The organism is Devosia sp. (genome assembly GCF_965229025.1).
Lineage (GTDB): Bacteria > Pseudomonadota > Alphaproteobacteria > Rhizobiales > Devosiaceae > Devosia_A.
On sequence record NZ_OZ245853.1, the window covers coordinates 2,706,661 to 2,718,407 of the forward strand.

11 protein-coding genes are annotated in these 11,747 nt (G+C 64.4%); 6 read left to right on the forward strand and 5 right to left on the reverse strand.

The annotated features are described in order from the left end of the window. Positions 1-288 precede the first annotated feature (288 nt). The 4 genes from ACO06J_RS13220 to ACO06J_RS13235 all read left to right on the forward strand — a co-directional run bounded on the left by ACO06J_RS13220 (position 289) and on the right by ACO06J_RS13235 (position 2,682). Entirely contained in the window at positions 289-741 is a 453-nt protein-coding gene (locus tag ACO06J_RS13220) for a pilus assembly protein N-terminal domain-containing protein (RefSeq protein WP_421761185.1), read from the forward strand. Positions 742-847: 106 nt separating this feature from the next. Further along, entirely contained in the window at positions 848-1,438 is a 591-nt protein-coding gene (locus ACO06J_RS13225; RefSeq protein WP_421761186.1) for a TadE/TadG family type IV pilus assembly protein, read from the forward strand. After that, positions 1,429-1,989, forward strand: coding sequence for a TadE/TadG family type IV pilus assembly protein (locus tag ACO06J_RS13230; protein ID WP_421761187.1), 561 nt, complete (start codon positions 1,429-1,431; stop codon positions 1,987-1,989). Before ACO06J_RS13225 ends, ACO06J_RS13230 begins: the two co-directional genes overlap by 10 nt. Before the next feature lie 75 nt (positions 1,990-2,064). Beyond that, a complete protein-coding gene (locus ACO06J_RS13235; protein ID WP_421761188.1) occupies positions 2,065-2,682 on the forward strand; it encodes an HAD family hydrolase in 618 nt (205 codons plus the stop codon). A 231-nt stretch (positions 2,683-2,913) separates the two neighbouring features. Here the strand turns inward: ACO06J_RS13235 and upp are convergent, their stop codons facing one another. The 4 genes from upp to ACO06J_RS13255 form a co-directional block, all read right to left on the reverse strand. Further along, positions 2,914-3,543 (reverse strand): uracil phosphoribosyltransferase, encoded by a 630-nt coding sequence (upp, locus tag ACO06J_RS13240; RefSeq protein ID WP_421761189.1) that lies wholly within the window; start codon positions 3,541-3,543, stop codon positions 2,914-2,916. A 14-nt stretch (positions 3,544-3,557) separates the two neighbouring features. After that, complete coding sequence (locus ACO06J_RS13245) at positions 3,558-4,736, reverse strand: phosphopentomutase (RefSeq protein ID WP_421761190.1); 1,179 nt, start codon at positions 4,734-4,736, stop codon at positions 3,558-3,560. Further along, positions 4,733-6,097 (reverse strand): thymidine phosphorylase, encoded by a 1,365-nt coding sequence (gene deoA / locus ACO06J_RS13250; RefSeq protein ID WP_421761191.1) that lies wholly within the window; start codon positions 6,095-6,097, stop codon positions 4,733-4,735. Before deoA ends, ACO06J_RS13245 begins: the two co-directional genes overlap by 4 nt. Before the next feature lie 62 nt (positions 6,098-6,159). After that, positions 6,160-7,080 carry a DMT family transporter gene (locus ACO06J_RS13255; RefSeq protein ID WP_421761192.1) on the reverse strand — a complete coding sequence of 307 codons (921 nt, stop codon included), beginning with the start codon at positions 7,078-7,080 and terminating at the stop codon, positions 6,160-6,162. Positions 7,081-7,280: 200 nt separating this feature from the next. Between ACO06J_RS13255 and ACO06J_RS13260 the strand changes: the two genes are divergently transcribed. Together ACO06J_RS13260 and ACO06J_RS13265 are read left to right on the forward strand one after the other, a co-directional pair. Further along, entirely contained in the window at positions 7,281-8,195 is a 915-nt protein-coding gene (locus ACO06J_RS13260; protein WP_421761193.1) for an alpha/beta hydrolase, read from the forward strand. A gap of 25 nt (positions 8,196-8,220) precedes the next feature. Then, the gene (locus ACO06J_RS13265; RefSeq protein WP_421761194.1) at positions 8,221-9,012 is read left to right on the forward strand and encodes an orotidine 5'-phosphate decarboxylase / HUMPS family protein; all 792 of its coding nucleotides are present in this window, start codon (positions 8,221-8,223) and stop codon (positions 9,010-9,012) included. A 212-nt stretch (positions 9,013-9,224) separates the two neighbouring features. Here ACO06J_RS13265 and ACO06J_RS13270 read toward each other — a convergent pair whose 3' ends face one another. Beyond that, a complete protein-coding gene (locus ACO06J_RS13270; RefSeq protein WP_421761195.1) occupies positions 9,225-11,594 on the reverse strand; it encodes an aldehyde dehydrogenase family protein in 2,370 nt (789 codons plus the stop codon). Positions 11,595-11,747 lie beyond the last annotated feature (153 nt).

Below are 11,747 nucleotides of genomic sequence, written 5' to 3' on the forward strand. Positions count from 1 at the left end.
CACATCGAACATGAGATGAAGCTAGTCGCCACCTCTTGAAATTGAGTTAATTCGGGCGCCTCGAACGGCCCGGATCTCAGGGCTTCTGGATATCCTGAACAGTTGGTAACGTTGGGAAATACAATCTTACGCAACCTTTACGAAGTACTGGTGCTGGCACCGTGGAGACGCAGGGGCTGCATCAGCTCGCCGGCCGTCTCCGTGCAGGAACTTGTGGTCGTTTGCGGTTTATTCACCATTCCGCGCAACACTCTGTTGGTGTTTCAGTAGAGTAACCCAGGGTCCGCCATGAACCTCCGCCGCAGCTTCGCCGCCCTTTTGAGTGCAACAGCCCTGCTGCTGCCGACGCTGCCCGCCCTGGCCGATGGTCCGCCGGTAAGCGTCAAGGTCAATATGGCGCGCATCCTGAGGATCAACGCCCCGGCGGCGACCGTGATCATCGGCAACCCAGGGATTGCTGATGTTACCATCCAGGACCCGCAGACCCTGGTGTTGACCGGCAAGAGCTATGGCCAGACCAACCTGATCGTCCTCGATTCTGTCGGTAACCCGATCGCGGACACGCTGGTCGAGGTGGTGCAGGATCAGGCCGACCTGGTGACGGTCTATATGGGAAACAAGCGGACAAGCATGTCGTGCTCGCCGACCTGCCAGCCCATTGTCATGCTGGGCGATGACCCCGACTACACTTCCACTTCTGCTGCATCTTCGCAGACAGTGTCTGGCCTTGCCGGCAATTAACCCGACGTTAACTGCATGGCCCAGACTCCCGCAAAGTGCGTGCCGCCGCTAACCATGAGTTAGTCTCAAGGTTCTAGGGTGGCACGATTACGTCTAGGGTGCGGCGATGATCAAGCCTGCTTCAGTGCTGAGACGGCTGTTGGCCCCCGCCATCCGGCGGGGCGCAGCGTTCGGCCGCGACGAGGACGGCACGACCGCGATTGAGTTCGCCATTCTGGCGCTGCCGTTTTTCACACTGATCTACGCAATCCTAGAGACGTCGCTGGTGTTCTTTGCTGGCCAGATCCTCGACAGCGCCGTGCAGGATGCCGCGCGGCTGGTCCGCACCGGTCAGGCGCAGACGGCAAACTACAATGCCGACACGTTCCAGACCGCGATCTGCAATGGACTTTACGGCATCTTTGACTGCTCGCAGCTGCGGATCAACGTGAAGACCGTTGCCACATTTGCCGATGCCACAGTCACCTACCCGACCAAGACGGGCACGGACTGCACGACGACATGCGACTGGACGCTGCAGCCGCTTTACCAGCCGGGCAGCGGCGGCGACATTGTGATCGTGCAGGCGTATTACAAATGGAAGACCATCGTCGATCTGCCAGGGTTCAACCTGCAGAACCAGCCGGGCGGCATACGCCTACTGGGGGCGGTACGGGTGTTCAAGAGCGAGCCGTTCGGGTGCACCAATTGTATCTGAGGCTGAAGCGCCTGCTTGTCCGTTTCGGGCGCAGCCGCCGCGGCGTCGCCGTGGTGGAATTTGCGCTGATCATGCCGGTGCTGCTGACGCTTTACTTCGGCACGATCGAGGCGGCATCGCTGTATTCGGTCGACCGGCGCGTGGCGGCGGTAGCGGGGACCATGGGCGACCTGGTTTCGCGTACCAACGGGACGCTGCCTGCGGCAACGCTCACCCAGTATTTTTCGGCAGCTTCGGGCGTCATGCTCCCCTATCCGACCACTGCGCTGACGCAGGTGGTGTCGGTGATTGCGGTGAGTTCGACAGGCGTTGCCACTGTCTACTGGAGCCGCGCCTACAATGGAGCGACGCCGCGGGTTGCCAACGCGGCTTTTCCGCTGGCTGCCACGACGCAGATCAACCAGGTGGCGCGCGGCAGTTACCTCGTCGTTTCGGAGATCGTCTACCCCTATAAGCCCGTCTATGGGGTGGTGATCCCGAACACGATCAACCTTAGCCATATCGAGTATTTCGTTCCGCGGTTTGCCGCCAAGATCGACATCGGCAGCTGAGCTTCCCGCGCGCGGCTTGCCGGGCGGAGCGCTTCATGCGATAGCCGCCCTGTCCTCTCCGGCAAGGCCCCTCCCATGCAAGATACCATCATCCCCGTTTTCGATCTGGGCGGCGTTTTCGTCGACTGGAACCCGATGTACCTGTTCCGCAAGCTCTTTGAGACCGAGGAAGAAGCCCAGTGGTTTCAGGACAATATCTGCACCAAGGACTGGAACCTCGAGTTCGACGCGGGCGACATCTATGCCGAGGGCGTGGCGCGGCTGACGACGCGGTTTCCGCGCTATTGGCGCGAAATCCAGGCCTATGACCAGCGCTGGAAAGAGACGCTGGGCGAATTCATCCAAGGCACGATCGCCATTCACGATGAGCTGATCGCGGCGGACATTCCGACCTTCGCCATCACCAATTTCTCCTGGGAAAAGTGGGTAAGCTGCCTGCCGGACTGGCCGTTCCTCGCCAAGTTCGATGGCGTGGTGGTGTCGGGTCTCGAGGGGCTGGTGAAGCCCGATCCGCGGATCTACCGGGTGTTCTGCGAGCGCTATGGGCTGTCGCCCGATAGCTGCGTGTTCATCGACGACAGCGAGCCCAACGTGATTTCGGCGCGCAAGTTCGGCATGCACGCGCACCATTTCACCGACCCTAAACTGCTGCGGCAGGAACTGATCGGGCTGGGATTGCCGCTGAAGAAGTAGCGGTATTCGTGGGGCTCACACGCACACCCCCCTCCACCACGCTTCGCGTGGTCTTGCCATTCGAGCATAGCTCTCATGGCCTGCTTCGCTCAAATCGCTCCACTGGAGCGATTTGTCCCTGCGGGCCGCTCAGCAGTCCCCCGCGATGCGGGGGAGGATCAGTCCGGAAGAGCGGAGCGAGGACGCCGGCCGTCGGCCGCCCCGTCCGGAGCGCGACTAGCGCGTGAGGACCTACTTGGTGCCGTACATGCGGTCGCCAGCGTCGCCGAGACCGGGGATGATGTAGCCCTTCTCGTTGAGATGGCTGTCGATGGCGGCGGTGAAGATCGGCACGTCCGGGTGGGCAGCGGAGAACTTTTCGATGCCTTCGGGGGCGGCGAGGAGGCAGAGGAAGCGGATGTTGTTGGCGCCGCGTTCCTTGAGCTTGTCGATGGCGGCGATCGAGGAATTGGCGGTCGCGAGCATGGGATCGACGACGATGATCAGGCGGTTGTCGAGCTCGGACGGGGCCTTGAAGTAGTATTCGACCGGCTGCAGCGTTTCGTGGTCGCGGTAGATGCCGATATGGGCGACGCGGGCCGCGGGCACGAGGTCGAGCATGCCATCGAGCAGGCCGTTGCCGGCGCGCAAAATCGAAGCAAAAACAAGCTTCTTCCCCTTGATGGTAGGCGCCTGCATCGGGCCCATGGGCGTTTCGATGGGGATCAGTTCAAGCTGTAGATCGCGGGTGATTTCGTAGCAGAGGAGGTGCGCGATCTCGCGCAGCAGGCGCCGGAACCCCGCGATCGAGGTGTCCTTGTCGCGCATGATGGTCAGTTTGTGCTGGATCAGCGGGTGATCGACGACCGTTACGCCACGCATAGAAACCTCAAAGGCTAGAGGAAGGAACGGCCGTGCTTGCCGGGCGCGAGGCCGAGCCAGCGGGCGATGCTTTCTCCTATATCCGCGAAGGTCGGCCGGATGCCAATGGTTCCGGGCGATAGGCTTGGGGAAAAAGCCAGAATTGGGGTCTGTTCGCGCGTGTGGTCGGTGCCGCGCCAGGTGGGGTCGTTGCCGTGATCGGCGGTGAGAACGAGAAGATCGCCGGGCTGGAGCTTGGCGATCAGTTCCGGCAGGCGCGCGTCGAAGGCTTCGAGCGCCCGTGCATAGCCCGGAACATCGCGGCGGTGGCCGTAATCCTGATCGAAATCGACGAAGTTGGTCATGATCAAAGCGCCGTCGGTTGCCATTTCCAGCGCTTCGAGGGTGCGGTCGAAGAGCGCCATGTTGCCATTGGCCTTGATGCGGTGGGTGACGCCGTGGCCGGCGTAGATGTCGGAGATTTTGCCGATGGCAAAGACCTGGTGGCCGGCGGCCTTGTTGCGATCGAGCAGGGTGGGCTCGGGCGGGGCGATGGCGAAGTCGCGGCGGTTGCCGGTGCGCTTGAAATCACTGGCGTTTTCGCCGACGAAGGGGCGGGCGATGACGCGGCCGATCATCATTGGGGCGGTCAGCGCGAAGACGGTCTGGCAGAGGGCATAGAGCCGCTCGAGGCCGAAATGCTGCTCGTGGGCGGCGATCTGGAACACCGAGTCGGCGGAGGTGTAGCAGATGGGCTTGCCCGACTTGATCGACTCCTCGCCGAGTTCGGCGATGATGGTGGTGCCCGAGGCGTGCTTGTTGCCGAGGATGCCGGGAAGCTGAGCGTTTTCAACGATCTGGGTAACGAGATCGGGCGGGAAAGTGGGCTCGGTCTGGGGAAAATAGCCCCAGGCGAAGGGGACCGGGACGCCGGCGATCTCCCAGTGGCCCGATGGCGTGTCCTTGCCCTTTGAGACTTCGCGGCCGACGCCATAGTGTCCGCCCTGAGGCTGGTCGGTGAGGCCGCGCGGGGTGGTACCGGTGGAAAGTTTGGCTGCGGCGCCGAGGCCAAGGGCGTCCATATTCGGTAGGGAAATCTGATAGTTGGCGGCGATGTGGCCGAGGGTGTCAGCGCCGGTATCGCCATAGTCGGCGGCATCGGGGGCGCCGCCGATGCCGAAACTGTCGAGGATGCAGAGGATGGCGCGGGTCATGGGTTGGACTTCCCCTCACCCCGACCCTCTCCCCGGAGGGCAGAGGGGGCAGAAGGGGGGACTTGGCCGGCAATCAGGGGGTGAGTCGGCCCGGCCGCGTCGGTGATCTGGTAGGCGGCGAGGAGGCGGGCGGTGGCGTCGGTTGCCGCAGCTTCATCACGCGCATGAATGCGGCATAACCGATCCTGAACGGAGACTTTTCGGCCAAGGCCAAGCATTTGATCGAAGCCAACTGCGAAATCGATTTTGTCTGTAGGAAGGCGCCTGCCGCCGCCGAGGGCGACTACGCCCATGCCGACGCCGCGGGTGTCGATGGCGGAGATGAAACCGGCGTGCGGGGCCAAGATATCACGGACGATGGGGGCCGGGGACAGGTGGGTGTCCATGCGGGCGACGAAATCGGTGGGGCCACCCAGGAGCGAAACCATCTTCGAGAAGTGCTCGAGCGCCCTGCCGCTGGTGAGCGCGGTTTCGACCGCGGCGCGGGCATCGCCGGCAAAGCCGGTGAGTTCGAGGGCGGCAGCGCTCAGGGCCAGCGTGACTTCGCGCAGGCGAGAGTCCTGGTGGGCGCCGGTGAGGAAATCGACGGCGTTGCGCACTTCGAGCGCGTTGCCGGCGGCGGAGGCGAGCGGCTCGTTCATGTCGGTGATCAGGGCTGCGGTTTTGAGCCCTGCCCCGTTGGCGACCGAGACCAGGCTATCGGCCAGCGCGCGCGACTTCTCGAGGGTAGGCATGAAGGCGCCGGAGCCGGTCTTGACGTCGAGGATCAAGGCCCCGAGGCCGGCCGCGAGCTTTTTGGAGAGAATCGACGCGGTGATCAGGGGGATGGATTCGACCGTGCCGGTGACGTCGCGGATCGAATAGAGGACCTTGTCGGCGGGGGCTAGGTCAGCGGTCTGGCCGATGATGGCGCAACCTGCCTCGCGCACGACCTTGCGGAAGAGATCGTTGTCCGGGCTGGTGGTGTAGCCCGGGATGGCGTCGAACTTGTCGAGCGTGCCGCCGGTGTGGCCGAGGCCGCGGCCGGAAATCATCGGCACGTAGACGCCGCAGGCGGCAAGGATCGGCGCCAGCATCAGGGAGACATTGTCCCCCACCCCACCGGTCGAGTGCTTATCGGCAACCGGACCATCGAGATCGGACCAATCGAGCACGGTGCCGCTGTCGCGCATGGCGAGGGTGAGGGCGACGCGCTCGGGCGTGGTCATATCCCGGAAATAGACTGCCATGGCGAAAGCGGCGGCCTGCGCATGGGAGACGGTGCCGGAGGTGAGGCCGCCGATGAAGGTGGTGATTTCATCGCCAGCCAGCGCGATGCCGTCACGCTTTCTGGCTATGGTTTCTTGCGGGAGAAAAGTCATGGGCGATGTTTTGCGCTACCGGCGCGGGCAAGGCAAGTGAGGCAGGGCGGCGCAGCGGCAAGTTACACGGCGGCTGGCGGAAGCTCTTCGACAACGCGGCGGGAGGTGGCGAGATGGGTGTGGACAGCTATCCCCGCGCCAGCCAGCGCGATAAGCACCATGCCGACGAGGCTGAGCGCATCGGGCAAGTGGCCAAAGACCAGCCAGCCGAGCGTACCGGCCCAGAGCAGATGCACATAGTTGACCGGCGCGAGGAGCGAGGCGGGCGCTTCGCGATAGGCGCCGGTAAAGAGGAAATGCGCCAGTGTCATCAAGACGCCCAGCAGCACCATGAGGCCGAGATCGGTGAGGGTGGGTGCAAAGGTAGGGAGTTCCGGCAGGGCGAGGACGGCAAAGATCACCGCCCCGACCCAGGCAGTGTGAAACAGCATGGCCACGGTGGTTTCGGTGCGGGCGAGAAGCCGGGTCATCAGGTGATAGGCGGTTGAGAGCGCCGCATTGATTAGGGCCAGCACGACGCCCGTCGGATCGAGATTGCCGCCGGGACGGGCGATAAGCAGCACGCCGAGAAAGCCGAAGCTCGAGCCGATCCAGCCGATGAGCGAGACGCGCTCGCCGAGCACTGGCCCGGCCAGCAGCATGACGGCGAAGGGGGCGAGATAGATGATGGCGATGGTTTCGCCCACCGGCATCAGCTTGAGCGCAAGACCCACGGTCAGAGAAGCGGCCGCGAGGCAGAGGCCGCGGAGCAGCACCAGCCACAGCCGATTGACGCGCCAGAGTTTTGGCAAGTCGCCCCGCCAGATGGCCGCCAAGAGGACGACATTGACGAAGTAACGCAGGGCCATGATCACCGGCACGGGATAGAGCCCGGCCAGGTGCTTGGTCAGCGTATCGGCGACGGCGAAGGTGAGCGTGGCGCAGACGACCATGAGGACCCCGACCAGCGGGCGGGCGACAGGCAGGGCCGAGGCAGCAGACATGGGTTGGACTCTCCGACACGCGGACCTTAGGCCATGCCGGGTACCGCGCAAAGCTGGGTAGAGGTGCTCCTTTGGTTGGTCAACCGCGTTCCCCAGCGAACGCCCGTGTCGCCCGAAAGACTCAGACGAGTTCGGCCCAGCGCGCCTTGCACCAGCGCGACTCCGCGTGGCCTAATGGCCGAAAATATGAGGAGGAATTCATGGCAGACAGCACCCATCCCGGGCTCGAGGCGGCCGTTCTGGCAGAGGCGCCGGGGGCGGCGAGCGTTCACCGGATCTGGCCGGACGATGGCGTGCCGCCGGGCTCGGAGAGCTGGGACTGGCAGGAGCGGACGGCGCAGGTGCCGTGGGCCAAGCGCGAGATGCGCTATACCCGCAATGTGGTGATCCCAACGGTGACGGTTTATCGGCCGGCGGCGGGCAAGGCGAACGGCACATCGATGGTGATTGCGCCGGGCGGCGCGTTCCATTTCCTGATGATCGACCATGAGGGCCACCAACTGGCGCGCTGGCTGGTGGAGCGCGGCGTGACAGCGCTGGTGCTGAAATACCGGTTGATGCGCAGCCCGGACAATGACGCCGAAATGGAAGTGTTCCGCAACGAGTTGCAGAAGCGGCTGGGCCAGCCGAGCCAGACCGAGACGGCGGCGCCGAACCGTCCGTTCATGCTGGACGCTCGGAAAATGGGCGAAGAGGACGGCCGGCAGGCGATCCGCTTCGCGCGAGCTCATTCGGCCGAATGGGGGATCGACCCCCACAAGATCGGCATTGCCGGGTTTTCGGCGGGTGGTGGCGTGGCGATGGGCGCGGCGATGTCGCATGATGCCGATAGCCGGCCTGACTATGCCGTAGGCGTCTATCCTGCTTACCGCGCCGAACTTGGCATTCCGGCATCGCCGCCGCCGCTGTTCCTGATCATTTCGGACGACGACAAATCGGTGGCGCCGATCTCGTCGAGCCGGCTCTACGAGGATTGGCACAAGGCGGGCGCGCCGGCGGAACTGCACGTGTTTGGCGATGGCGCGCATGGCTGGGGGATGAACAAGGACGGATTCACGTCCGACATCTGGCCGGTGCTGCTGGAGAACTGGATGCGGTTGCGCGGGCTGCTCTAGCGGCCGAGCGATCGAGGAGGGAACAATGACGATCGAGGGGAGAAACGGGATGACGGCTTCGGCGCGGGTGGTGGCAAGGATGCGGGAGGCGTTCACGTTCCAGATTTCGGTGGATGTGGATGCCATTCCGTTGGGGCTGAGCGTCGCGAGGGCGGCACTGGCCGGCGGGGTGGACCTGGTGGAAATGGGCACGCCGCTGCTCAAATGCGCCGGGGTCTACAACGTGGTGCCGGCGTTTCGCGCCGCCCTGCCCGAGGCGCTGCTACTGGCGGACATGAAGACCATGGATGGCGGAGCGTTCGAGGCGCAGGCGGTTTATGGCGGCGGCGGCAATATCATCGACTTCCTTGCTGCATCCGGCGTCGCCACCGCCAAAGGCGTCTGCGGGGTAAGGGACCGGTTTCGCGCCGAACAGCCGGACATCGCCCGGCTGGCGTTTGCAGATATCCTCGTGCCGCACCAGGGGCCGGCGGCGCGCGCGGTGGAGGTGGCTGACGAGATGGTTTCGGCCGGAGTGGATGGCGTGGGCATTCACCTGCAGCTTGATGCGCGGCGGGCTGATCCGGAACTCTACCGCTCAAACTATCTGGCCGATGTGGCCGAGGCGGTGTTCGAGCGGGTTGGGTCGGTGGCGTCGGTGCAGGTGGTGGGCGGACTCAGCATCGCGCAGGCCAAGGCGCTGGCGGGCAAGGGGCTGAGGGCGTTCGTGATCAGCGGGAACATGGGCGTGGCGGACGCCGAGGCTCGGTTCGGGCTGCCGGCGGCGGAGATCGAGCGACTGGTGCGGGGGTTTATTGCGGAGGTTTCGGCGGGGTGAGAGGCCCCGCCCGCCGCGATCTTTCTTCTCCCCTTGAGGGAAAAGGTGGCGCGCAGCGCCGGATGAGGGGTTCGCAACACTTAGTGTTGCGCGATCCGAGCATCGAGAGGAGCGGCCGTTGCGGAGGAGAGAACCCCTCATCCGCCCTTCGGGCACCTGCTCCCTCAAGGGGAGAAGGAAGATAGAGCTCAACCGGCTCCTCTGCGCTGACTTCACGCCCCGTAGGGTATCCAGACGTTCTTGACCTGGGTGGCGCGCTTCAAAAGGTAGTCGCCTTCGAACTTCTGTTTGTCGGCGAGGTCGTAGTAGAGGCCGCGGGTGGTCCAGGTTTGCTTGAGGTTGCCGACCGAGGCTTTTTCGACCATGGCGGAGGTCTCGGCATCGCCGGCGAACCAGATGGCATCGACGCCGTCGTGCTCGGCGAGCGTCTTCGCTAGGCTGGCGGAGTTGCCGGTGACGATGTTGATGACGCCCGAGGGCACGTCCGAGGTTTCGATCACCTGATAGAGGTCGGTGACCGAAAGCGGGGAACGTTCGGAGGGGACGAGGACCACGGTGTTGCCCATGGCGAGGGCCGGGGCAATCAGCGCGATGGAGCCCAGCAGCGGGCGCGAGGGCGGGGCGAGGATGCCCATGACGCCGATGGCTTCCACCATGGCGACCGCGACGGTGCGCGAGGGCGGGTTGTGAACGGCGCCATCGTACTTGTCGGCCCAGCCGGCAAAGGCGAAGAGACGTTCGACGCTCTGTTCGACCTCGGCAGTACCGTCTTCGCCTGTTTGTGCCTTGATGCGGGCAGCGAATTCGGCGGCGCGGTACTCGAGGTTTTCGGCGAGGAAATAGAGGATCTGTGCGCGGGTATGCGCGGTGGTGGTGGCCCAGCCGAGTGCGGCGCGGGCGGCCTCGACGGCGTTGCGGATATCCTTGCGGTTGCCGTCGCCGACTTCGCCGACCAGCGCGCCCGAAGGGCTGTGGACGGGGCGGGAATAGCCGGAATCGGGGCGGGCTTGCTTCCCGCCGATATACATCTTGGCGGTCTGGTCGATCGAGGCTGCGTCGAGCGGGTTGGCGGCTTTGGGGGCCTTGAGGACGGGCGCCACAAAGGGCTTTAGCGCCTTTTCCCAGGCGGGCTTCAAATAGCTCGCCATGCCTTCCTTGCCACCTTCACGGCCGAAACCGCTCTCCTTGTAGCCGCCGAAGCCGACTGAGGCGTCGAACTGGTTGGTGCCGTTGATCCAGACGACGCCGGCCTTGAGCTTGGGCGCGATATCGAGAGCGAGGTTGATGTTCTCGCTCCAGATGGTGGCGGCGAGGCCATATTTGGTGTTGTTGGCGAGCGCCACCGCCTCTTCGGGGGTGCGGAAGCTCATGGCGACCAGCACCGGCCCGAAGACTTCCTCCGCGACCACCGAATTGGCGGGCGAGACGTGGGTGATAAGCGCGGGGCGGAGGAAACAGCCAGACTTGGGCAGATCGATATCGGGCTCATAGAGCTGGCCGCCTTCGGCGACGCCCTTTTTCACCAGATCGCGGACACGCTCGACCTGCACTTGCGCGACCAGCGCGCCAATATCTACTGCCTTGTCGAGCGGATCGCCGACGCGGAGGCTCGACATGCGCTTTTTCAGCTTGGCGATGAACCGCTCTTCGATCGATTCCTGGACCAGAAGGCGCGAGCCGGCGCAGCAGACCTGGCCCTGATTGAACCAGATGGCATCGACGAGGCCTTCGATGGCGCTATCGAGATCGGCATCATCGAAAACGATGTAGGGTGACTTGCCACCGAGCTCGAGCGAAAGGCCCTTGCCGGAGCCGGCGGTGGCGGCGCGAATGATCTTTCCGACCTCGGTCGAGCCGGTGAAGGCGATCTTGTCGATATCGGGGTGGTTGACGATGGCGGCACCGGTGTCGCCTTCGCCGGTGACGATGTTGACGACGCCCTTGGGGAGGCCAGCTTTCTCGCAGATTTCGGCAAACAGCAGCGCCGTGAGCGAGGTGAATTCGGCAGGCTTCAGCACCACGGTGTTACCGGCGGCGAGCGCGGGGGCGATCTTCCAGGCGAGCATCAGCAGCGGGAAGTTCCACGGGATGATCTGGCCGCAGACGCCATAGGGGACGTGGTCGGGGAACTCGCGCTCGAGGTGCTGGGCCCAGCCGGCGTGGTGGTAGAAATGGCGGGCGACGAGCGGGATATCGACGTCGCGGCTCTCGCGGATCGGCTTGCCGTTGTCCATGGTTTCGAGGACGGCGAAGAGGCGCGAGTGCTTCTGGATCAGGCGGGCGATAGCATAGAGGTATTTGCCGCGCTGGTAGCCCGAGAGCGCCGCCCAGGGCTTGAAGGCGGCGCGTGCGGCTTTCACTGCGGCATCGACATCGTCGGCAGTGCCGTCGGTGATCTGCGCGAGGGTCTTGCCGCTGGCGGGGTTTTCGGTGGCGAAGGTCTTGCCTGGCTTGGTCCAGGTGCCATTGATGAAATGGCCGAAGCGGTTGTCGTGGGCGGCGAGCCAGGCCAGCGCGACATCGGCAGCCTCAGGGGCCGGGCCGTAGTCGAGGGACGTGAAGATTTCAGCGATCTTGTTCATTTTGTAGTGCTCCGATCGAGGGGCCAGACTGCATGGCTCCCCCTCACCCGTCTCGGCCTTCGGCCGATCCACCCTCTCCCCGACGGGGAGAGGAATGCCGACTGCGAGGTCGGCGCCTTATTCTTCTCCCCGTCGGGGAGAAGGTGGCGCGAA